Source organism: Thermocatellispora tengchongensis, assembly GCF_014202315.1.
In the GTDB taxonomy this organism is placed as follows: Bacteria; Actinomycetota; Actinomycetes; order Streptosporangiales; family Streptosporangiaceae; genus Thermocatellispora; species Thermocatellispora tengchongensis.
Window position 1 is genome coordinate 325,884 of record NZ_JACHGN010000006.1, and the last position, 21,792, is coordinate 347,675.

The 21,792-nt window shown below is 73.9% G+C and carries 21 protein-coding genes and 1 riboswitch; of the genes, 11 read left to right on the forward strand and 10 right to left on the reverse strand.

All coding sequences use genetic code 11. The annotated features are described in order from the left end of the window. Positions 1 to 24 precede the first annotated feature (24 nt). The gene (locus HNP84_RS16220; RefSeq protein WP_185050541.1) at positions 25 to 1,038 is read left to right on the forward strand and encodes a LacI family DNA-binding transcriptional regulator; all 1,014 of its coding nucleotides are present in this window, start codon (positions 25 to 27) and stop codon (positions 1,036 to 1,038) included. 85 nt (positions 1,039 to 1,123) lie between these two features. Further along, positions 1,124 to 1,285 carry a hypothetical protein gene (locus tag HNP84_RS16225; protein WP_185050542.1) on the forward strand — a complete coding sequence of 54 codons (162 nt, stop codon included), beginning with the start codon at positions 1,124 to 1,126 and terminating at the stop codon, positions 1,283 to 1,285. Here HNP84_RS16225 and HNP84_RS16230 read toward each other — a convergent pair. From HNP84_RS16230 to HNP84_RS16250, 5 genes are all read right to left on the reverse strand, one after another. Beyond that, the gene (locus HNP84_RS16230; protein ID WP_185050543.1) at positions 1,282 to 2,226 is read right to left on the reverse strand and encodes a LysR family transcriptional regulator; all 945 of its coding nucleotides are present in this window, start codon (positions 2,224 to 2,226) and stop codon (positions 1,282 to 1,284) included. The two genes, HNP84_RS16225 and HNP84_RS16230, sit on opposite strands and share 4 nt — an antisense overlap. Before the next feature lie 130 nt (positions 2,227 to 2,356). Then, positions 2,357 to 3,130: a glycoside hydrolase family 25 protein gene (locus HNP84_RS16235; RefSeq protein WP_185050544.1), complete on the reverse strand. Its 774-nt coding sequence runs from the start codon at positions 3,128 to 3,130 to the stop codon at positions 2,357 to 2,359. A gap of 12 nt (positions 3,131 to 3,142) precedes the next feature. Then, positions 3,143 to 3,285, reverse strand: a riboswitch (cyclic di-AMP (ydaO/yuaA leader). A gap of 231 nt (positions 3,286 to 3,516) precedes the next feature. Further along, the gene (locus HNP84_RS16240) at positions 3,517 to 4,857 is read right to left on the reverse strand and encodes an MFS transporter (protein WP_185050545.1); all 1,341 of its coding nucleotides are present in this window, start codon (positions 4,855 to 4,857) and stop codon (positions 3,517 to 3,519) included. Between the two features lie 225 nt (positions 4,858 to 5,082). Then, positions 5,083 to 6,117, reverse strand: a complete 1,035-nt coding sequence (locus tag HNP84_RS16245; RefSeq protein ID WP_185050546.1) for a pectate lyase family protein — start codon at positions 6,115 to 6,117, stop codon at positions 5,083 to 5,085. Between the two features lie 328 nt (positions 6,118 to 6,445). Further along, positions 6,446 to 7,342, reverse strand: coding sequence for an alpha/beta fold hydrolase (locus HNP84_RS16250; RefSeq protein ID WP_185050547.1), 897 nt, complete (start codon positions 7,340 to 7,342; stop codon positions 6,446 to 6,448). A 715-nt stretch (positions 7,343 to 8,057) separates the two neighbouring features. On the opposite strand from HNP84_RS16250, the gene HNP84_RS16255 reads away from it, so the two are divergent. Continuing rightward, positions 8,058 to 8,903 carry a DUF1684 domain-containing protein gene (locus HNP84_RS16255; protein WP_185050548.1) on the forward strand — a complete coding sequence of 282 codons (846 nt, stop codon included), beginning with the start codon at positions 8,058 to 8,060 and terminating at the stop codon, positions 8,901 to 8,903. A gap of 92 nt (positions 8,904 to 8,995) precedes the next feature. Then, complete coding sequence (locus HNP84_RS16260) at positions 8,996 to 11,284, forward strand: FdhF/YdeP family oxidoreductase (protein ID WP_185050549.1); 2,289 nt, start codon at positions 8,996 to 8,998, stop codon at positions 11,282 to 11,284. Between the two features lie 7 nt (positions 11,285 to 11,291). Here HNP84_RS16260 and HNP84_RS16265 read toward each other — a convergent pair whose 3' ends face one another. Then, the gene (locus HNP84_RS16265) at positions 11,292 to 12,173 is read right to left on the reverse strand and encodes a dioxygenase family protein (protein WP_185050550.1); all 882 of its coding nucleotides are present in this window, start codon (positions 12,171 to 12,173) and stop codon (positions 11,292 to 11,294) included. Positions 12,174 to 12,691: 518 nt separating this feature from the next. Here HNP84_RS16265 and HNP84_RS16270 point away from each other — a divergent pair. The 6 genes from HNP84_RS16270 to HNP84_RS16295 all read left to right on the forward strand — a co-directional run bounded on the left by HNP84_RS16270 (position 12,692) and on the right by HNP84_RS16295 (position 17,475). Next, positions 12,692 to 13,033, forward strand: coding sequence for a hypothetical protein (locus HNP84_RS16270; RefSeq protein WP_185050551.1), 342 nt, complete (start codon positions 12,692 to 12,694; stop codon positions 13,031 to 13,033). Positions 13,034 to 13,165: 132 nt separating this feature from the next. Then, complete coding sequence (locus HNP84_RS16275; RefSeq protein WP_312924980.1) at positions 13,166 to 14,353, forward strand: hypothetical protein; 1,188 nt, start codon at positions 13,166 to 13,168, stop codon at positions 14,351 to 14,353. Positions 14,354 to 14,455: 102 nt separating this feature from the next. Beyond that, entirely contained in the window at positions 14,456 to 14,953 is a 498-nt protein-coding gene (locus tag HNP84_RS16280; protein ID WP_312924981.1) for a rhodanese-like domain-containing protein, read from the forward strand. A 62-nt stretch (positions 14,954 to 15,015) separates the two neighbouring features. Next, complete coding sequence (locus HNP84_RS16285; protein WP_185050553.1) at positions 15,016 to 16,161, forward strand: inorganic phosphate transporter; 1,146 nt, start codon at positions 15,016 to 15,018, stop codon at positions 16,159 to 16,161. Further along, positions 16,158 to 16,370: a hypothetical protein gene (locus HNP84_RS16290; RefSeq protein WP_185050554.1), complete on the forward strand. Its 213-nt coding sequence runs from the start codon at positions 16,158 to 16,160 to the stop codon at positions 16,368 to 16,370. Before HNP84_RS16285 ends, HNP84_RS16290 begins: the two co-directional genes overlap by 4 nt. Positions 16,371 to 16,431: 61 nt before the next feature. Then, positions 16,432 to 17,475 carry a hypothetical protein gene (locus HNP84_RS16295; RefSeq protein ID WP_185050555.1) on the forward strand — a complete coding sequence of 348 codons (1,044 nt, stop codon included), beginning with the start codon at positions 16,432 to 16,434 and terminating at the stop codon, positions 17,473 to 17,475. A 1-nt stretch (position 17,476) separates the two neighbouring features. On the opposite strand, the gene HNP84_RS16300 is transcribed toward HNP84_RS16295, so the two are convergent. The 4 genes from HNP84_RS16300 to HNP84_RS56060 all read right to left on the reverse strand — a co-directional run bounded on the left by HNP84_RS16300 (position 17,477) and on the right by HNP84_RS56060 (position 20,477). Next, the gene (locus tag HNP84_RS16300; protein ID WP_185050556.1) at positions 17,477 to 18,382 is read right to left on the reverse strand and encodes an endonuclease/exonuclease/phosphatase family protein; all 906 of its coding nucleotides are present in this window, start codon (positions 18,380 to 18,382) and stop codon (positions 17,477 to 17,479) included. A gap of 135 nt (positions 18,383 to 18,517) precedes the next feature. After that, positions 18,518 to 18,637 (reverse strand): YaeQ family protein, encoded by a 120-nt coding sequence (locus tag HNP84_RS51095; RefSeq protein ID WP_221336320.1) that lies wholly within the window; start codon positions 18,635 to 18,637, stop codon positions 18,518 to 18,520. Between the two features lie 66 nt (positions 18,638 to 18,703). After that, entirely contained in the window at positions 18,704 to 19,978 is a 1,275-nt protein-coding gene (locus HNP84_RS16305; RefSeq protein ID WP_185050557.1) for a YcaO-like family protein, read from the reverse strand. An 85-nt stretch (positions 19,979 to 20,063) separates the two neighbouring features. Further along, on the reverse strand, positions 20,064 to 20,477 hold the full coding sequence (locus tag HNP84_RS56060; RefSeq protein ID WP_185050558.1) for a PaaI family thioesterase: 414 nt from the start codon (positions 20,475 to 20,477) through the stop codon (positions 20,064 to 20,066). A gap of 25 nt (positions 20,478 to 20,502) precedes the next feature. Between HNP84_RS56060 and HNP84_RS16315 the strand changes: the two genes are divergently transcribed. Further along, on the forward strand, positions 20,503 to 21,792 hold the full coding sequence (locus HNP84_RS16315) for a cytochrome P450 (protein WP_185050559.1): 1,290 nt from the start codon (positions 20,503 to 20,505) through the stop codon (positions 21,790 to 21,792).

Below are 21,792 nucleotides of genomic sequence, written 5' to 3' on the forward strand. Positions count from 1 at the left end.
ACCCCCTGGAGGTAGAGGAGAGGCATGGCCGGTCCAACCCTGCGCGACGTCGCCAAGCGGGCGAACGTGTCGATCCGTACGGTGTCGAACGTGGTCAACGGCTACGCGCCGGTCTCCGAGGAGCTGCGCGCCCGGGTGCAGGCGGCCCTGGACGAGCTCGACTACCGCCCCAACCTCATCGCGCGCAACCTCAAGCAGGGGCGTACCGGGATGATCGCCCTGGTGGTGCCCGAGCTGGACGTGCCGTACTTCGCCGAGCTGGCCCGCGAGGTCATCACCGCGGCCCGCGCCCGCGGCTACGTGGTGATGATCGACCAGACCGACGGCGACGGCGAGCGGGAGCGAGAGCTGCTCGGGCGCGACTCACGGGCGACCATGTTCGACGGGCTGCTGCTCAGCCCGCTCACCGTGTCGGCCGAGGAGTTACGGGCGCGCGGCAACCGGGTCCCGATCGTGCTGCTCGGCGAGCACATCTTCAACGGCAGCTTCCACCACGTGGCCATCGACAACGTGGCGGCGGCGCGCGAGGCCACCGGCCACCTGCTCGGCCTGGGCCGGCGCCGCGTGGCCGCCATCGGCGACCAGCCGTACGCCACCGGCGAGACCGCCCAGCTCCGTACCGCCGGCTACCGCCAGGCGCACGCGCGGGCCGGGGTGGAGGTGGACGAGCGGCTGATCGTGCCCACCCCGCACTTCCACCGCAGGCTCGGCGCCGAGGCGATGGAGTCGCTGCTGGCGCTCCCCGAGCCGCCCGACGCGGTCTTCTGCTACAACGACCTGCTGGCCCTGGGCGCCATACGGGCGTTGATCCGCGCGGGGCGGCGCGTCCCCGACGACGTGGCCGTGGTCGGCGTGGACGACATCGAGGAAGGCCAGTACAGCACGCCCAGCCTGACCACGATCGCCCCCGACAAGGGCGAGATCGCGCGCCAGGCCGTGAACACCCTCCTCGCGACGATCAACGGCGAGGCCACGGCGCCCGCCGAGATCGTGGTGCCCCACCGCCTGATCGTCCGCGAGAGCACCGGCGGCTCCTGACCCGCCGCCGGTGTTGCCGGCGGCCTGGTGTGGGCAGTACGGATACCGGGCCCGGCGACCGCCGGTCCCGGAGGAGCCGCCGCACGTGAACCCCAGCCCCGCCCCGCCCGGCATCCCCGCCGACGCCGCCCGCGAGCGGCAGGCCGATGCGGCCATCACCTGCCCCGAGTGCGCCGAGGGCATCCCGCACGACCCCCGCGTCCACGACGAGCCCGGCGCGTGCGCGGGCCCCGGACCGGGCTCCTAACGGGGAGCCGCGGCGAAGGTGGCTCGGTCGGGCTCCGGAAGCCACTGGCACCGCGGGTCGTAGGGCCGGAAGCCGCTCTCGGCGAAGCGGATCAGCCGGGCCAGCGCCGGGTGCCGGTTCTGCCGGTGGCACAGCATCGAGCACGGGTACACGGGGACGGGCTCGACGACCGGGATCTGGACCGTGCGCGGATGCCAGGGCAGCCGGCACCGCTCGCCCACGAAGCCGATGCGCTCACCGGAGCCGATCTCCTCCACGAAGTGCTCCCAGCCGAAGTCCGGGCCTGAAGTGTCGATGTGGATGCCGAACGCGGCGCCCAGGAACCGGTAGTACTCGGCCCACTCGCTGCCGGGGGCGTTGCCGGGCATCCACACGGTCGCCCCGGAGAGCCGTTCCACCCTCACCTCGCGCAGGCGGGCGAGGGGGTGGTCGCGCCCGGCCAGCACGTGCACCGGTTCCAGGTAGGCCGGCACCTGCCGGATGTCGTCGTCCAGGGTCCCGCTCACGCGGGCGAAGGCGGCGTCCACGGACCCGCGGGCCAGTGAGCCGCGCGCGGTTCTGAGCCCGTTGGAGGTGACGAGCTCGCTGTCCACGTCCTCGGCGGTCTGGTGGAACGCCCGGATCAGATCCACGCACCACAGCCTGGTGTCCAGCACGTCCAGCCGGAGCGAGCGGCGCCGGCCGCGCACCGCTTCGAGCGCCTGGTCGGCGATGCCGACCAGGGCCCGCGCGTGATGCAGGAACGCCGTGCCGTCCCGGGTGAGGCCGGCCCCGTTGCGCGAGCGTGAGAACAGCCGCACGCCGAGGTCGGCCTCCAGCTTGGCGATCCGCTTGGAGACGGCCTGCTGGCTGATGCCCAGCCGGGCCGCGGCCTCGCCGAAGTATCCGTCCTCGGCCACGGCGAGGAAGGCGCGGACGGCGCCGAGGTCAAGGTCGGCCACGGGCTCGTCCGCGACCGGCGGATGTGCCGGATCAGGGTGTCGATGGTCGGACAACCGCGCCTGCCCTCGGATCGGATGCTCGGGTTCCCGGGGGCGACCCTACACGCGCCGCCCGGCCCCGGCGGCGTGCTCAGCGCTCCGGGCGGCCCAGGGAGCGGAGCTGGTCCGGGGTCAGCGCGGAGACGTTCTGGTCGATGGGGGAGTCGGAGTACTGGTGGATGGTCCAGGTCTTCCAGTCGGCGGGCGGGCTCACGGCGCCCTTGGGCCTGCTGTAGTGGGCGACCCACAGCGGGTACTCGGCCAGGCCCTTGCCGTAGGTGTCGGCGAAGTTCCAGCCACTGTAGAAAATCGGGGTGGCGCCGGTCTTGGCCTTCACGTGCGCCAGCCAGGTCTTGGCCCAGGCGTTGACCTCGGCGACGGACCTGCCGTCGGTGGTCTCCAGGTCCAGTACGAGGAGGTCGCCGGGCTTGGCGGGCTGGGAGTTCACCACGGACAGGAAGTGCTCGGCCTCGGCGATGGGGTCGTTGCCGGGGTGGCCGTAGTGGTAGGCGCCGCGCACGATGCCCTTCTTGTCCAGCTCGCGCCAGTGCCGGGCGAAGGCGCGGTCACGGAAGCCGGTGCCTTCGGAGGCCTTGATGATGCCGAACTGGGCCGGGCTGGCGGTCCAGTCGTGGTCGGGCTGGTAGTTGGAGACGTCCTGCCCGTAGGTGAGCGGCGCGGCCCCGGCCTGCTGGAGGGTGGTGTGGATCGGCGCATGGTCGAGGGGGGCGGCGAGTGCCTGGCCGGCCGCGCCCGCGACGACGGTGGTGGCGGCCAGGGTCACGCCGAGGGCGGCCTGGCGGAGGCGCTTGCCGGACAGGTTGATGCGGTCGCTGAGGGTCGCGGCGATTCCGGACTTGGGCATGAGGGGATTGACTCCTTGCTTCCATGCCGCCTACCGGGTTAGCTGACGGGTTCGGGCGTGGAAGTGCCCTACGGGCGCAGCGGTGCTGGCGTCCGATTCACCCCGAAGTGGTGGGTCCCCGGTTCCGCGTGGCGCGGATTCGGCGGCCGCGTGCCGCCCTGCCGGGTGGGCCTGACAGGGCGCCGCGCGGTCTGGTCAACGGGACGGCAAACGGATGCCGACGAGGCCGGCAAGCACGTGTACCGCGATTCGCAGAAACTACGCACAACTCCCCAAAGAGTGCAAGAGCTGGCAAAACGGACAGCGCCGTGCCGGCTCCCTTGGGCGCCGTGAAACCCCGTGCCCATAGAGCTTCGCGGACTTTGGTAAAAATTTTCGCCGATGCGTCACTGCGACTCGGCCGCGGCCGTGCGGCCGGGCTTCGCGGCGGCGGGCGCGTCCTGCGGTGACGGGAGCTCGCCGATCCGGCGGACCCCGAGCACGGCGACGAAACTGATCAGCGACAGCGCGGCCACGTAGCCGGCGACCGCCATCGAGGAGTCGTAGGCGTCGTAGAGCGCGGTCGCCGCGATCGGGGTCACCGCGCCACCGATCATGCCGCCCAGTTGGTAGGCGATGGAGATCCCGCTGTAGCGGACCCGGACCTCGAAGATCTCGGTGAACAGGCCGCCCTGGGCCCCGGCCATGATGCCCTGCACGATCGCCGCCACCGTGAAGGCGAGCAGCGCCGCCCCGGTGCTCCCGGTGTCGACCAGGGCGAACATCGGGACCGGCCACACCACGGCGGTCAGCGTGCCGAGGATGTAGACCTTCTTGGAGCCGAACCGGTCGGAGGCCACCGCGGACACCACGATCGTGGCGATCCACACCACCGTCGAGGCCAGGATCAGCGTGAGCAGCGTGGCACGCTCGAACCCGGCGACCGTGGTCCCGTACGTCAGCATGTAGACGATCACCGTGTAGCCGACCGCGGGCGGCGCGATGGACGCCAGGCTCGCCAGAACCAGGTTGCGCGGCCGGCGGCGGAACAGCTCGGCGGCCGGGATCCGGCTCAGGCTCCGGTCCTGCTTCATCTTCCGGAACTCCGGCGCGTCGTGCAGCCGGGAGCGCGCCACGAAGCCGACGACCACCAGCACCGCGCTGATCAGGAACGGGATGCGCCAGCCGTACGCCATGAAGTCGGCGTCGGACAGGCCGGCCACGGCCAGGAACGCCAGGTTCGAGGTCAGCACGCCGATCGGCACGCCGAACTGGGCGAAGCTGCCGTAGACCGCCAGGCGCCGCGGCGACGCGTGCTCGGTCGCGATCAGGATGGCGCCGCCCCACTCGCCGCCCACGCCGAACCCCTGGACCAGGCGGAGCACGACCAGCAGCAGCGGGGCCGCGACCCCGATGGCCGCGTACGTGGGCAGCACGCCGATCAGGAAGGTCGCCCCGCCGGTCAGCAGCAGCGTGAGGACGAGCATCGCCTTGCGGCCGATCCGGTCCCCGAAGTGCCCGATGATCGCCGCGCCCAGCGGGCGGGCGACGAACCCGACGGCGAACGTCGCGAACGCCGCGAGGGTGCCGGCGACGCTGGAGAACTCGGGGAAGAACAGGCTCCCGAACGCCAGCGCGGCGGCGGTGCCGAAGATGTAGTAGTCGTACCACTCGATCGACGTGCCGACGAAACTGGCCAGGAAGATGCTCTTCCTCGAGGGCTGTGCGGGGGGTGTCGGTGAGGCCACGGGGGTGCTCCTCTGGACGCCGGACGGCAGCGGCGGGGCTCGGCCCCGCACCTGAGAAGGCGTTTCACAGGTTGTACGGAATGTAAGTGAGCACCGCCGTCAAGTCGCCGGTCTTCTGTGGCGCCCCGCCTACGTCATTTGTCGCATGCCGCGCCCGGTGTGACCGGGGGCCGCGTGCGAGCCCGGGGCTCGGGCCCGCACGCGGTGGCGCCGGCGGGAGGCCGGTCAGAGGGTTTCCCACTGCGGGCCGATGCCCGCGCCCGCCTGGACCGCCGCCGGGACGCCGGCGGCGGGGTCGAGGGTGTAGGCGTAGTACGCGCCCGGCTCGGCCACCGTGCCGGCCGTCTCGGGCGCCCCGCAGTTGACGTAGATGTTGCCGCGCTCGACCGCCCGGCCCGGCCCGCTGTCGGCGTACCCGCTCGCGGAGTAGAGCGGGTGCGGGACGTCCCTGAAGTAGTTGCCCTCCACCACCGCGCCCGCGTACTGCGTGGAGGCCACCCCGTACAGGGCGTTGCCGAGGAAGTAGTTGTTGTAGATGTGCACCGGCTCGCCGAAGCGGATGCGGGGGTGGCGCTGCCTGCTGTTGTCGAAGAAGTTGTGGTGGATCGTCACCTTCAGTCGCCCGGTGTCGGTCGAGGCGGCGCCGTCGGAGTGGCCGATCAGCATGGTCTTGTCGGTGTGGTCGAAGTGGTTCCAGGACACGGTGACGTAGTCGGCGCCGCGTACGACGTCGATCGACCCGTCCACGGCGCCGGAGAAGGTGTTGTGGTCGATCCAGATGTGGTGCGACTCCTGGCCGACGTTGACCGCGTCGTCCTCGGCGGCGGTGAAGCGGATGTTGCGCACGATCACGTTGTAGGACCGGTAGAAGTCCAGGCCGCCGCCGGTGATGTGGCCCGAGGTCCCGACGCCGATGATGGTCTTGTTCGGCCGCACGCCCTGTTTGCTGGTGATCGCGATCGTGCCCGCGACCCGGATGACCAGGGGGCCGATGCTGTCGATGTACTCCAGGAACTGCTCGGCGTCGGTGGCGACGACGGTCGGGCCGCCGAGGCCGCCGGTGGTGCCGTTCCGGCCGAGGGCGTTGACGGAGGCGAACCCGCCGGGCCCGGCGGCCAGGGCGGACGCCGACGAGGCGGAGGCGCGATCGGCGGCACGGGCGGAGGCGTGAGCGGCACCGGAGCCGAGCAGGGGCACGGCCAGGCCGCCGGCGAGGAACGCGCGCCTGCGGATCGCGCGGCGCGGGATGTGCTGGGGCATGGGATCGCCCTTTCTGCGTCAGGGGGCACGGCCGGGCGCGCGAGGGCGGCTCCGGCCGAGTGACGGAGAGTGACGGAGAGTGATGGGGAAGGTACGGGCACGCGGGGCGCTCGCCGCCGACTCGTTCCGGTCCGGTCAGGGGATCGGTGCCGGTCGCGCGGGAGGGACGCGGCCCGCGGCCGTGCCGTAGGGCGCGGCGGGGAGAAATCGGTGTCAGGGCACGCACGAGGCGCGGCCGGGACATCACCGCCTTCCTGCAGTCCGGAAAGCGCTTTCCGCAACTTTACTTTCACTCAGGAGAGCTGTCAACGGTGAGGGCGCCCGACGGTCAGCCGAGGAGGCCGGTCAGGATCGCGGCGGCGTGGGTCCACAGCAGGGAGCCGCCGGCCTCGGGGAGGAGGTGGTGGCGGGCCGTGGGGATGCGGGCGGCCAGGGTGGCGCCGTGGTCGGGGGAGTGGACGGTGCTCGCGTCGCGCCCGCCGTACCACAGGTGCACCGGCACGCGGATGTCCTCCACCGCGAACGGCCAGGGCGACATGGCCAGGACCAGGTCCCGGACGTAACCCGCGGGCCCCTGGGCGAAGCCCTCGTCCAGGCAGCGCCGGTAGCGGGGCTCGAAGGCCGGGTCGGTGTAGATCGCCCGGTCGGTGTCGGAGCTGGTGGAGACGATCAGCTTCCACAGGCCCTCGGCGTCGGCGGTGGGCTCGAAGGATGCCGCGAAGCCGGCGGGGTCGGCGGCGATGGCCTCCAGCATGCCGCGCAGGTACGGGTCGAGCAGCGTGGCGAACGCCGGGTGGGTGAGGTCGTCCTGGCCGGAGACCACGGCGACCGCGGGGACGACGCCGGCCGCCGCGCACGCCAGCGCGAACGGCGCGCCCTGGGAGAAGCCCACGGCCGGAGCCGCCGCGGGGCCGAGGCCACGGGCGGCGGCGAAGGCCGCCACGTCCGCCGCCCAGCCGTCGAGCGTGCGGGCCGGGTCGGGGTCGGAGACGCCGATGCCGGGCCGCTCGACCGCGATCAGCCGCACCCCGCGGGCCGCCACGCCGCCCCGCGCGGACGGCGCCAGGCTGTCGGCGCCGAAGGCCAGCGACCGCCCCATGGCGGCCCCGGAGAAGAACAGAACCGGAGCGCCGTCCTCGGGCCCCCACTCGGCCCAGCCGAGGTGTCGCCCACCGCTGACCGCGGTGCGTCCCGTCCGCTCCGGCTCCCGAATCCCGTACGTCATGCGTCCGATCGTAAAGCCGGGCCCCCGCCGTCCCACCGCCGAGAGCCGTGCCGCCCCCGCCATCCCGCCGCCGGTCGCCGACCAGGTGCGCCCCGGCCTCCGGTCGCTCTCCGGCCTCCGGTCGCTCTCCGGCCTCCGGTCGCTCTCCGGCCTCCGGTCGCTCTCCGGCCTCCGGTCGGCTTCCCGGCCTCCGGTCGGCTTCCCGGCCTCCGGTCGGCCTCCCGGCCTCCGGCCGTCCCCGTGTTGCGGCCGTCCGCTGGGCTCCGGCGGCCCGGTGGGCTCCGGCCGCTTGGAGTTGCGGCCGTTCCCGGGTTGCGACCGTTCCCCGGGTTGCGGTGGTCCCCGATTGTGGCCGCCGCCGGGGTGTGGCCGTCCCCGGGCTTCGGCCGTCTCCGCTGCGGATCGCTGCGGGGCCGATCGCCTTCGGCCCGCACGGCCTGCGCCCGGTCGCAAGGGTTCCCCGGTCGTCAGGGTGCCAGTCCGTCGGGGCGGCCCCCGCCAGGGTGCCCTCGACGCCGCCCTCGACGCCGCCTGGGCGGCCGGGAGAACCGGCGCGGGGGGCTGGCAGGTGGTGTGACCACGACGGGATGCCGGTGCCGGGCCTGACGGTCGGACCTTCCGCATACGCCCCGGTTGTCCTACTTAATAGGTAGGGATAACATGAAAAATGAGGGGCCGCGGAGGGCCGGTCCCCGGTAACGTCGAGGAGCGCGATATGGCGGTCCGTCCCATCCCCACACCCCACGACACCCCCACCGGCGACCCTGACGCGGACGAGTTCGTCCGGGAATGGTGGCGCTGGCATCAGCGGCACGAAGCGGTGCTCGCCGCCCCGCACGGGTTCCTGGCCGTCACCGCCCTGCACTGGCTGACGCCCGAGCCGCGGCGGCTGGACGGCGCGCCGGGGGAGTGGTCGAGCGGTGACGAGGGGGTCGTCGTCACCCTCGGGGCCGGTGAGGAACTCGTCGTGGACGGCGCGTCCGTGCGCGGACGGCACGTGTTCGGCGAGATCCCCGAGCGCGGCGGGGTCGAGGCCGTGTGGGGCGACGCCGTGATCGAGGTGGCCAAGCGCGGCGGGCACCACATCGTCCGGCCGCGCCACCCCGGCAACCCGCTGCGCACCGCCTACGCCGGCACCCCGGCGTACCCGCCGGACCCGCGCTGGGTCGTCCGCGGGCGCTACGTTCCCTTCGACGCGCCCCGGCCCACCACGGTCGGCGCGGCGGTGGAGGGCCTGGAGCACGTCTACGACGCGCCCGGCCGGGTGGAGTTCCGGCTCGACGGCCGGGAGCTGAGCCTGACCGCGTTCCCCGGCTCGGCCCCGGGCGAGCTGATGATCCTGTTCACCGACGCCACATCCGGCGTGACGACCTACGCGGCCAACCGCGTCCTGAAGGTCGCCCCGCCCGACGCCGACTCCGGGGTGGTGCTCGACTTCAACCGGGCCACCAACCTGCCCTGCGCCTACACCGATCACGCCACCTGCCCGCTGCCTCCGCCGGAGAACCGGCTTCCCCTCGCCGTCGAGGCCGGGGAGAAGATCCCGTACGAGCGCCGCTGACCAGGCGCGCGGGCGCTGCGCCCCCCGCGGATCCATGATGCGGGCGCGGGAGGTAACCTCGCGGAAGACTTCCCGGAAGCGAGGCTGAGCAAGTGAAGAGCAGTGCCGAGGGCCACGGCGAGGAACGTCTTTCCGTCACCCCGCCCAAGACCTGGGCCGCCGGGGTGCCCGGCGTGACGCACGCCCTTTCGTACTCTCTGGGGCAGACGTCCCTGCGGCGTACGGCGCTGACGCTGCTGAGCGTCAACCAGGTCACCGGCCTGGACTGCCCGGGCTGCGCCTGGCCCGAGCCGGGGCGGCGGCACGTGAACGAGTACTGCGAGAACGGCGCCAAGCACGTCGCCGACGAGGCCACCACGCGCCGGGTGACCGCCGAATTCTTCCGGCGGCACCCGGTCTCGGAGCTGGCCGGCATGTCGGACCAGTGGCTCAACCAGCAGGGCCGGCTCACCGAGCCCATGGTCAAGCGGCCCGGCTCGGACCACTACGAGCCGATCGGCTGGGACGAGGCGCTGGACCTGCTCGCCGGCGAGCTGCGCGCCCTGGACGACCCGGACCAGGCCCTGTTCTACACCTCCGGCCGGCTGGGCAACGAGGCCGCGTTCCTGCTGCAGTTGTTCGCGCGCGCCTTCGGCACCAACAACCTGCCCGACTGCTCCAACATGTGCCACGAGTCCAGCGGCGTCGCGCTGATCGAGACCCTGGGCGTGGGCAAGGGCAGCGTGAGCCTGGAGGACATCTACGAGGCCGACCTGGTGTTCGTGGTCGGCCAGAACCCGGGCACCAACCATCCGCGCATGCTGTCGGCTCTGGAGCGGACCAAGCGCTCGGGCGGGCACGTCGTCGCGGTCAACCCGCTGCCCGAGGCCGGGCTGCTGCGCTTCAAGAACCCGCAGAAGGCGCGCGGGGTCATCGGCCGCGGCTCCCGGATCGCCGATGAGTTCCTGCAGATCCGCGCCGGCGGCGACCTGGCGCTGTTCCGGGCGCTGAACCTGCTGCTGCTCCAGGCCGAGGACGAGCGTCCGGGCACCGTTCTGGACCGGGAGTTCATCGACGCGCACACCACCGGCTTCGCCGAGTTCGCCGAGCACGCCCGCGCGCTCGCCTGGCCCGACGTCCTCGCGGCGACGGGCCTGACGCGCGAGCAGATCGAACGCGTCCACGCCCGGGTGCTGGAGAGCAAGAAGATCATCGTGTGCTGGGCGATGGGGCTGACCCAGCACAAGCACGGCGTGCCCACCATCCGCGAGATCGTCAACTTCCTGCTGCTGCGGGGCAACATCGGCCGGCCCGGCGCGGGGGTGTGCCCGGTGCGCGGGCACAGCAACGTCCAGGGCGACCGCACCATGGGCATCTGGGAACGGCCGCCGCGGGCGTTCCTGGACGCGCTGGAGCGGGAGTTCGGCTTCACCCCGCCCGCCGAGCACGGCCTGGACACCGTGGGCGCGATCCAGGCGATGCTGGACGGCCGCGCGCGGGTCTTCCTGGGCGTGGGCGGCAACTTCGTCCGGGCCACGCCCGACAGCGCGGTCACCGAGCGGGCGATGCGCTCGTGCCGCCTGACCGCGCACGTCTCCACCAAGCTGAACCGCTCCCACACCGTGTGCGGTGAGACCGCGCTGATCCTGCCGACGCTGGGCCGCAGCGACCGCGACGTGCAGGCGGGCCGGGAGCAGTTCGTCACGGTCGAGGACTCGATGAGCCAGGTGCACGCCTCCCGGGGCCGCCTCGCCCCCGCCTCCGACACGCTGCTGAGCGAGGTGGCCATCATCGCCCGGCTGGCCCGCCTGACCCTCGGCGACCGGCCGGACATCCCCTGGGAGACCTTCGAGGCCGACTACGGGACCATCCGCGACCGCATCTCCCGCGTCGTGCCGGGCTTTGAGGACTTCAACGCCCGCGTGGCCCGTCCGGGCGGGTTCCGGCTGCCCAACCCGGTCAGCCGGCGGGTCTTCCCCACGCCCGGCGGCAAGGCCGTCTTCACCCGCAACGCCATGGCGGCGCTGCACGCTCCGGAGGGGCACCTGATCCTGCAGACCCTGCGCGCGCACGACCAGTGGAACACGATCCCGTACTCCGGCGAGGACCGCTACCGCGGCATCCACAACGGCCGGCGCGTGGTGCTGGTGAACCCCGACGACCTGGCCGAGCTGGGCGTCGCCGACCGCAGCGTGGTGGACCTGGTCAGCGTGTGGCACGACGGGGTGGAGCGCCGTGCCCCCTCCTTCACGGTGGTCGCCTACCCCACGGCGCGCGGCTCGGCCGCGGCGTACTACCCCGAGACCAACGTCCTGGTCCCGCTGGACAGCGTCGCCGACTTCAGCAACACGCCCACGTCCAAGGCGGTCGTGGTCCGGCTGGAGCCGGCGGCCCCGGCCTGAGCCCGCCTCACCCGGCGGTCTCGAACGACCGCCGGGACAGGCCGATCATGTAGCCGTCGATGACGGTGCGCACCGGCCGGTCGGGACTCCCGCCGGCGCCGAGCGCGACGAACAGCGGGATGTAGTGGTCCACGGTGGGGTGGGCGTACGGCATGCCGGGCGCGCGGGTGCGGTAGGCGGCGAGCTCGTCCACGTCGCCGCGCGCCAGCGCGTCGGCGGCCCAGGCGTCGAAGTCGGCCGACCAGGAGGGGACGGCGCCGCGCAGCATGTCGGAGGTGATGAACGGCAGCCCGTGCGTCATGAAACCCGAACCGATCACCAGGACGCCCTCCTCACGCAGCGGTGCCAGCCGGGCGCCCAGGCCGAGGAGCCGCGCCGGGTCGTGGGTGGGCATGCTGAGCTGGAGCACCGGGACGTCGGCGAGGGGGTACATCGCCATCAGCGGCACCCACGCGCCATGGTCGAGCCCGCGGCTCGGGTGCCGGTGCACCGGCTCGCCGTCGGGCATCATCGCGGCCACCCGGTCGGCGAGGTGGGTCGCGTCGGGGGTGTCGTACTTCATCGTGTAGTACCGGGGGTGGAAGCCGCCGAAGTCGTACACGAGCGGGGTGTGCGCGGCCGGGGCCGACAGGCACAGCGGCGCGGCCTCCCAGTGCGCCGAGACGATGAGGATCGCCCTGGGCTTGGGCAGGGCCTGCGCCCAGTCGAACAGCTCGGCGATCCAGGGGCCGTCGTCGAACAGCGGGGGCGCGCCGTGGCTGACGTACAGCGCGGGCAGCGGGCCGTCGGCGGGGGTCCACTCGCGCTGCTCCCGGGCCCGGGGCAGCGCGCCGGGCAGGAAGGCGTCGTAGGCCCCCGCGGGGACGTCCGGGTTGAAGATGGAGGTCATGCCGGCTCCGGGTGGGGGATCTTTCTGGCTCGATGGCGGAGTCTAACCCGACGCTCGACATGACCTCGCGGACGGGGCACGGGCTCGGCCGTACCTCGATCTCCCACGACGGCGAGCCGGTGGGGTGAAAACCGATAGCGGGTTCGATTGCCTTTACCTTGCCGTGACCTATCATCGAAATTGACAGCGGCGAGAAAGGCCAGGACATGACCCCCGGATGCGGAAACTGCGATTGCTACCTGGACGACCGCGTGCTCATCAAGCCCCCGTCGGAGCGTTGACCCACGCGGTGTGAAGGGGTCCCGGCCGGGAGCCGAGGCCCCTTCCCCCATCGTGGGGGGCTCGTGCGTGTGCCGGCGGAGGTCGCCTTGGCCGCCGGGCGCTGATGTGATCCGCCTTGTGGCCGGGGCGGGCCGGCCGGGTGGCCGGTGGAGCGGACCGCGGGAGGAGGCGGGGCCCGGGGGGCGTCCGCGACAGTGAGCGGCGTCCGCCCGCATCCGCACCGGAAGGGTCTCGCCGTGGAAAGCCTGCGTCTCGTCCTGATCGTCTGCCACATCGCCGCGCTCGTGGTTCTGCTCGGCGGGGTCGTCTACCACCTGGCGCGCCGGAGTCCGGCGGGGCCGGCGGTGGTCGGTGGCGCGGCGGCGCTGCTGGGTACGGGCGTTCTGCTGGTCGCCGTGCTCGTGGCCGGCGACCTCGGGATCAACGGGCCGAAGATCGGCGTCAAGACGGCCGTCGCCGCCGCGGTGCTCGGCTGCGCCGTCGCCGCCCGCCGCGCCGTCCCGCCGCGTCAGCCCATGATGTACGCCACCGGCGCGTTCGCCCTGGTCAATGCCGCCGTGGCGGCCCTGTGGGCGTGACCCGGGCCGCCCGCCGGCGCGCGGAACCGCAGTAACAGGATCCGGGCCGCCCCTCCCGGAGCCGGGGACGCGCTCCTACCGTGAGTCGCGTCCGCGTTCGGCACTGGAGGATGTTCGGCACTGGAGGAAGTGGTGACGACCGACTGGTTCCATGACTACGCCCTGCTCGCGCTCCGCCTGAACCGCGTGCTGCAGGGGGCGGGAGGGGGACTCCCGCTGCTCGACTACCGGGGGCCGCGCGAGTGGGAGGCCCAGGTGGCCGCCGAGCCGCTTCCGGCGGCCGATGACCTGGTCGGCGCCGCCGACGACCTCGCGCGCGCCGTGCGCGGCCTGGGCGGGCGGCGGGCGGAGTACCTGGGGGAGCAGGTGCGCGCGATGCGCACCCTGGCAGGACGGCTGGCGGGGGAGGAGCTCTCGCTGCCGGAGCTGGTGGCCGGATGCATGGGCCTGGACGCCGGGTGGCTGCCGGAGACGGTGTTCGAGGAGGCCCACGACCTGCTCGACCGGGGCCTGCCCAAGGGGGAGGGGACGCTGGCCGAGCGCCTGCACGCCTGGCAGCGCGCCCACACCCTGCCGAGCGACCGGAAGGAGCGCGTGCCGGAGCTGGTGGGGGTGGCGGTGGCCGAGACCCGCGCCCGCACCAGCCGGATGATCATCCCGTTGCCCGAGGACGAGCAGGTCACCTGCGAGCTGGTGCCCGGGGCGGCCTTCCTGGCCGCCGGGCACCACCGGGGCGGCACCGCCTCGACCATCTACGTCAACGCCGACGCGCCGTTCAACCTGGCCGATCTGCTCTACGTGGTGGCGCACGAGGGGCATCCCGGGCACATCGCCGAGCAGGTGCTCAAGGAGGTCCACCTGCAGCCCGAGCGGCCGGAGCAGCAGGTCCGCATGCTGCTCTCCCCGGCGTTCGTCATCAGCGAGGGGCTGGGCCTGTGGGCGCAGGACATCCTCTTCCCCGGCGGCGAGGCCCAGGAGTGGCTGCTGGGCGCGGTCGAGGAACTGACCCCCGACGGGAGCGACTACGCGCTCATCCACACCGCCAAGACCATCCTGTGGGGCGTGTTGTGCAACGCCGCGCTCCTGGCCGCCGAGGGCCGTTCGCGCGAGGCGGTCGCGGACTACCTGAGGAAGTGGGCGCTGGCCGACGACCCCGAGGTGGAAGGGGCGCTGAACCTGGTCTGCGTCCCCGGCGGGCAGCCGTACGTCTTCGCGTACTACCACGGCTGGCGGCTGGTGCGGCCGTGGGCGTCCGACCCCGCCCGGGTGCGCCGCCTGCTCACCGAGCACGTGCCCCTCGGCCTGCTCACCGCCGCCTGACGGTCGAGCGACGGTGATGGCGGGCGCGCCCGCGCCCGGGGCCGCGGCGGGCGTGGCATCATCCGGGCGTACCACCGCCGCCGAGCACCGAGGGCCGCCGCCGTGACCGACATCGAGCGCATGCTGGCCAGGGCCCGCGCCGGGCCGGCGCGCCTGCGGCCGGCCGAGGCGTGGGCCGCCGCGGGCCGCGGCGCGCTGATCGTGGACATCCGGCCCGAGGCGCAGCGGCGCGCCGCGGGCGAGGTGCCCGGCGCGGTCGTCGTCGAGCGCAACCACCTGGAGTGGCGGCTGGACCCCGCCTCCTCCGCGCGCATCCCCGAGGCCGCCTCCCATCGGGTCCGGTGGATCGTGATCTGCGCCGAGGGCTACTCCTCGTCCCTGGCCGCGGCGTCGCTGCGGCGCCTCGGCCTGTACGAGGCCACAGACGTGATCGGCGGCTTCGAGGGTGGGCCCGCGACGGCCTGCCCACGATCCGCCCGCCCCGCCCCACCCCGCCCCGCGGCCCGGGAGCCGCCGCGACGCCCTGAGGACACGACGAGAGCGGGCGGGGACGGGGCGTGGTGGCGATGTGGTGCGGTGTGTCATGGCTTATGTACCTGACATTTGGTGGAACATCAGGCGACATGTGACTACTTCTCCTCCATGTCGTGCAGGGGCACGGCATGGACGCCAACACCCTTCTCCTCGGGCTCGTGGTGCTGACGGCGCTCGCCTTCGACTTCACCAACGGCTTTCACGACACCGCCAACGCGATGGCCACCTCCATCGCCACCGGGGCGCTGCCTCCGAAGGCGGCGGTCACCCTGTCGGCCGTGCTGAACTTCGCGGGCGCCTTCCTGTCGCTTCAGGTGGCCGCGACGATCGCCACCGGGATCGTGGACAGCGGCGCGGTCACGGTGACCGTGGTCTTCGCGGGGCTGGTCGGCGGGCTCGCGTGGAACCTGCTCACCTGGTACTACGGCATCCCGTCCAGTTCGTCCCACGCGCTGATCGGGGGCGTTGTCGGGGCCACGCTGATCGCGGCGGGGGCCGGCGCCGTCAAGGGGAGCGGGATCGTGGCGAACGTCCTCGTCCCGGCGCTGCTCGCCCCTCTGTTCGCCATTCTGGTGGCGACGCTGGGCACGTACCTGGTGTACCGGATCACGGCCGGGGTTCCCGGGCGGCTGCGCACGCGGGGGTTCCGGCTCGGCCAGATCGGCTCGGCGTCGCTGGTCTCCCTGGCGCACGGCACCAACGACGCCCAGAAGACGATGGGCGTCATCACGCTGGCCCTCGTCGCCAACGAGACGATCGGCGCCGAGGACGGCACCCCGTTCTGGGTGGTCTTCGCCTGCGCGCTGGCGATCGGGCTGGGCACGTACGTGGGCGGCTGGCGGGTGATCCGCACCATGGGCAAGGGGCTCATCGAGATCGAGAGCCCGCAGGGGTTCTCGGCCGAGGGCTCCTCGGCCGCCGTCATCTTCGCGGCCTCGCACTTCGGCTTCCCGCTCTCGACGACGCACGTGTGCAGCGGCTCGATCATGGGGGCGGGCGTGGGCAAGCGCCTGGCCGAGGTCCGCTGGGGGCTGGCGGGCCGCATGGTGACCGCCTGGCTGGTCACCCTCCCCGCGGCCGGCCTGGTCGGAGCCCTGGCCTGGAAGGGGACCGACCTCATCGGGGGCGCGGCGGGCGTCGCGGTCGTCTTCGCGGCCGCCGTGGTGTTCGGGGCCGGGCTGTACCGCGCCTCGCGTCGCGCCCCCGTGGACCACACCAATGTCAACCACGAGTGGACCGGCACGGTGGTGCCGACCCGGGAGCCCGTCAAATGATCATCGATTTCGACGCGCTGTGGAAGGTGCTGGTGGCCGGCCTCGCCGCGGGCGCGGGCCTGGTCGCCGTGTACGCCCTCGGGCTCGTCGCGCTCGCCGCCCGTGCGGCGCCCGGCCCGCGGCATGCGGCCACGGCCCTGGCCGTCGCCTGCTTCGCGATCGTCGGCGCGGGAGCGGCCTGCGGCCTGTACGTGATCCTGGCCGGCTGACGGCCGCGCGTTGCGGCGGCCGTCCAGTGGGCTCCAAGCGGGCTCCGATAACCTCACCCGCATGCGAAAAGCGGGTGTGGCGCTGGCGGCGCTGTTGGTCCTCACGGCGTGTGGCGGAGAGACGGGCGAGTCCGCCCAGGAACGCCCGGAGTCCGCGGCGACGAGCACCGAGCCCGCGCAGCCCCCGCCGACGAGCCAGGCCGCCGCCGATGCCGGGCTGCGGGACGCGCTCGCGGAGGTCTCCGGCACGGGGCCCGCCGCCGCCTACTTCGAGTACGGCGAGCCGGCCTGGTGGCGCGAGATGGGCGTGACCGGCGCCTCCGGCGAAGGCCGCCGCTGGCTGCCGGCGTCCCTCTCCGGCCTCGGCGACCTGGCGCGGGCCGCGAAGGCGCTGCCGGAGGCGACGGGCATCGACCCGGCGGCGGGCGAGCGGGCGGTGACGATCGGCCTTCCGCCGCGGCAGGCGTTCCGGTTCGACGGCGACTTCGACGCCGCCGCCGTACGCGGGAAACTGACCGCCCTGGGGGCCCAGCCCCGGCGGTTCGGCGGCCACGACGGGCTCTCCTTCTCCCCGGGCGCCGAGGTGGACCTGTCCAGGAGGCTCGTCCCCGGGGTGACCAGTCAGCTCAACCAGGTCGTGGCCACCGGCACGACGATCGCCGCCGCCCCGATGCCGCAGTCGCTGGAGGCCGTGCTGGGCAAGGGACCGTCCCTGGCCGACAGTCCCGACCACGCCGCCGTGGCCGAGTGCCTGGGGGACGTCGCCGCCGCGATGATCATCCCCCCGCAGGCCCCCGGAACCGTGACCCTGTACGCCGCCGGCCTGCGCCGCCCCGCGGCCCTGGGCGACGCGCCGGTCAACGTGGTCTGCGTGCTGCCTGCCGCGTCCGCGGTGCCCGCCGTCGAGCGGGCGCTGACCGCCGGGCTCGCCACATCGGGCAGGTACGGCGAGCACGTGCGGCAGGTCGCCCACGACCGGGTCCGCGCCGGCGACCGCACGGTCCTGAGGGCCGTCCTGACGCTGCGCGAGCCGACGCACGTGCTGTTCGGCGCCGCCATGCTGCAACGCGGCGAGCTGCAGGCGCTGGCCGCGGGCCGGCGGTGAGTCACAGGGCGAGCCTGGCGTACATGGGCCCGTGGTCCGACAGGGTCACGCCCTGCTCGACGTGGCACAGCCGGACGCTGCCCCGGGGCGCGAACAGGTAGTCCAGCTTCCTGCGCAGCACACCGCCCCCGGGGATGGGCTTGGCGTGGGTCCACCGCCCCGTGCGCCGGGCGCCCCGCCGGTCGCACTCGTCGTACGCCCGGTAGGCGGACGCGATGGCCGCGTGCCCGGCCGCCGATGCCCCGCCGCCGTCGGGCGGCGTGACGTTGAGGTCGCCGCCGAACACCGCGCGGTGGCCGGGCACGGTCGCGGCGGCCATCAGCTCGCCGATCTGCCTGGTCCGGTACGGCGCGCCCGGTTGCCCGTCGTCCCCCGGAAGGCCGGAGGACAGGTGGGCGCCGCACACGTTGACCCTCAGGGCCGGGAGCACCGCGCAGACCGCGGCGCGCCGGACGTACCAGGGCGGCGAGGTCAGCGCGTGCGTCCGGAAGGCGGGCGCCGGCCCGGCCACCGCGACGGCGACGCTCTGCGCTCCCCGCGGGCCGCCGAAGCGGTCGGGATGGCACGGGTACGGCGTGCCGTCGCGCGCCGCCAGCCACGCCGAGCGGACGCTCCACTCACGCCCGGTCCGCCTCTCCAGCCAGTACTCCAGCGGCCGGTCCAGCGAGGAGCAGGACTCCTGAAGGAAGATCACGTCGGGCGCGACGCGGGCGGCGTACGCGCTGACGTGCCAGGCCACCTCGGCGGGGCTCAGGCGATACAGGGCGCACCCGGCGTTGGTGCCCGCGCAGATGTTCCAGGTCAGCACCGAGAGCGTGGCGGGTGCGGGCGTGAACGGGCGCGGCGCCGTCACCCCGGTCAGCGCCGTCACTCCCGTCAGCAGGGCCAGCGCCGCGTTCGCCAGCATGACACCACCATGCATCACATCGATCACATGCGCGATGATCGGTGGAGAACGGCACCGGACGGCCCCCGTGACGCGGGAGGCGGGGCACTTCGGGTGCCCCGCCGGGTGCGAGCCTGTGCGAGCAGGCTCACAGGCTCACTCGTCGTCGCCGGCGAGGAGCCGGGCGAGGAGGCGTTCCTCCTGCTCGCTCAGGTGCTGCGCCGGCTTGTCCACCTGCTCGCAGACCATGTGGTCGTAGTTGATGTCGATGCCCACGGAACCAACCTCCTGCCGTTCGCTGTGTTTCGTGGTCTGTGTCCGCGTTTCCGGTGGCCAGGGCGGTTAACTCCAGTGGGCGGCCCGATCCGGTAAGCGGGGATCTACTCGCCGGGCGCGTGCGCCGGGCAGCACGAGCATGCCGTCGGTGACGAGCATGAAGCGCTCCAGGCCGAGGACGTGGGCGTGGACGGCGGTGATGCCGCCGGGCAGGGCGGCGGTGACGCGGTGGTAGGGCGGGTGTCCGGCCGCGGTGAGCAGGCGGGTGAGGCGGCGGAGCTGGGCGGCGGGAGGGCCCGGCGGCTCTTCGGCCGGGGGGAAGGGGATCGGGCGGGCGCGGGCGAGATGGCGGGTGAGGTCGAAGCGCCCGCAGGCGAGCAGGGCGGGATGGGCGGCCAGGCCGTCCAGCACCGCCCGCTCCCGCGCCTCCGGCCGGGCCAGGACGCCCTGGACGAACTCGGCCAGGGCCCGCCAGGCGGCGTACCTGGGCGACAGGGACGTGCCTGCGCCCCGGCGGTGGGGGTGGTGCGGGGTGGGCGGGGCGTAGGCCATGTAGGTGGGCACGCCCAGGTCGGTGGTGATGTCGAGCAGGTGCACCGGGCCGCCCGTCAGGTGCTCGGCCCGCCGGTGCGCGCGGGCCAGGCGGGCGGGCAGCGTGGCCGGGTCCACCACCGGGGGCGCGAAGCCGCCGGGGCGCAGGAAGGCGTGCACCAGCAGCAGGGAGAACGCGTCGCGCTCGACGGCCTCGTTCAGGGCGTGCAGCAGCGCCTCCGGCTCCGTGACGCCGATGGCGGAGCCGGAGTTGGAGCTGTAGCGGGCCAGGTGCGTGTAGTCGCAGGGGTCCCCGGCCGCCGCGCGGGCCTCGGGGTCGTCGACGTACCAGGGCGAGGACAGGAACAGCGGCAGCGGCAGCGCGGCGGCCGTGCCGCCGCGCCCGGCGGTGGGGGCGTACGGGTGGCAGGCGAGCGGGCCCAGCGCGGCGAGCAGGGGCGCGGTGGCGTCGTCCGCCAGCGGGCCGGCCGCCAGCTCGCGTCCCGGGCACAGGACGATCCGGTCGGGCCGCAGCGAGGCCGGGCCGGTCAGGTGGTGCTCCAGCGCCTCGAACAGCGCCCCCACCCGGGCCTCCTGATCGCCGCCCTTGCCCATGCCGATCCCCGCGGGCGCCGTCTCCCCGCCCGCGCCGACCAGGCGGCACGACCACGCCGTCGGCTCCACCCCGTCGCGGCGATGTGCGGTCAGCTCCGGACGCAGCCCGAGCGCGGCGAGCGCGAGGCGCGCCCGCCGCTCCGCCTCCTCCAGCGGCACCACCCGCTCCACGCCGCGGCTCGCGGCTCCTCCCACCTGCGGCTCCACCACGCATCTGTACCGCCGGCGGGCGTCGGCGCTAACCACGGCGGCGGCACCGATCGGGCCAGAGAGGATCTACCTAGCCCAGGATCGCGTAGACGGTCGTCGCGTGCGCGGCCGGCTCGCCGGCGCCGTCGGCGGTCATCGTGACCTCGGTGAAGGCGAGGGTGCGGCCGAGCTTGGTGACGCGGGCGGCCACCAGGACGTCGCTGCCCGCGATCGGGCGCTGGAAGCTGGTGGACTGCTGCACCGTCGTCATCGGCCCGAAGCCGCCCTTGGCGGAGGAGATGGCGATGACCGTGGCGGTGTCGGCGGCGGCCATCAGCGCCTGCCCCGACATGCCGCCGCCCTCGCGGGCGAGCCTGCCGGACCAGGGCAGCCGCAGCGTGGCGTGGCGCGGCCCCAGCTCCTCCACGCGCAGGCCGAGGTCGAGCACCCAGGGGGCGAAGTTGTCGCGCAGGATCGCGTCGCCGTCGGCGGGTTGAAGTGACACGCGGGCCATGATGCACCATGGAGGCATGCCTGAGGAGGTCTTTCTCCCCGCCGCGTACGCCTCCGGCGTGCCGTACGACACCTTCCGCAGGCTGCGCGAGACCGATCCGGTGTGCTGGGTGGACGAACCCGCGGTGGGGCCGTGGCCGGCGGGGCCCGGCTACTGGGCGGTGTTCCGGCACGCCGACGTCAAGCAGGTGCTCCGCTCGCCCGAGGTGTTCTCCTCCAACCTCGGCGCGACGCAGATCCGCGACCCCGACACCCCGCAGGACCTGGCGTTCGTGCGGGCGATGATGCTCAACCAGGACCCTCCCGGCCACACCCGGCTGCGCCGCATCGTGGCCGCCGCGTTCACGCCCCGCGCGGTGCGGGCGCTGGAGGCCGCCATCGCGAGACGCGCCCGCGCCCTGGTCGCCGAGGCCGCCGCCCGCGGCGAGGCCGACTTCGTCGAGGTCGCCGCGGACCTGCCGGTGTGGACCCTGGCCCAGGTGATGGGGGTGCCCGAGGAGGACCGGCGCCTGCTGTACGACTGGGCCTCACGGGTGATCGGCTACCAGGACGCCGAGTACGCGGGCCTGTCCACCGCCGACCTGGCCTCGCTGAGCCCGCTGGGGCGTACGGCGTGCGCCCTCAGGCCCGGCACGCCGCTGCGGCCCGACGGCAGGCCGATGAACCCCAGGTCGCGGGCCGCGCTCGCCGACATGTTCGCCTACGCGCACGGCCTGGCCGAGGCGAAGCGGGCCGAGCCGGGGGAGGACGTGATGTCCCGGATGCTGGCCGGCGGCCTGACCGGCCCGGAGTTCGAGAACATGTTCTTCCTGTTCGCGGTGGCCGGGAACGAGACGCTGCGCAACGGCATACCGGGCGGCCTGCTGACCCTGCTGGACCACCCCGGCCAGTTCGAGCTGCTGCGGTCCCGGCCCGAGCTGCTGGGCCCGGCGATCGAGGAGATGCTGAGGTTCTGGCCGCCGGTGATGAACTTCCGGCGCACCGCCACGCGCGACGTCGAGCTGGGCGGGCGGATCATCCGCGCCGGGCAGAAGGTCGTGGTGTACCACGCCTCCGCGAACCGCGACCCGGCCGTCTTCCCCGACCCCGACCGCTTCGACATCACCCGCGCCCCGAACGACCACGTCAGCTTCGGCTTCGGCCCGCACGTCTGCCTGGGCGCCCACCTGGCCAGGACCCAGATGCGCGCGATCTTCACCGAGCTCCTCGGCCTGGAGATCGAGCGGGCCGGCGCGCCGGTGCGGCTGGCCTCCAACTTCCAGAACGGCCTGAAGCACCTTCCGGTACGCCTCGCGCCCCGCCCCTGA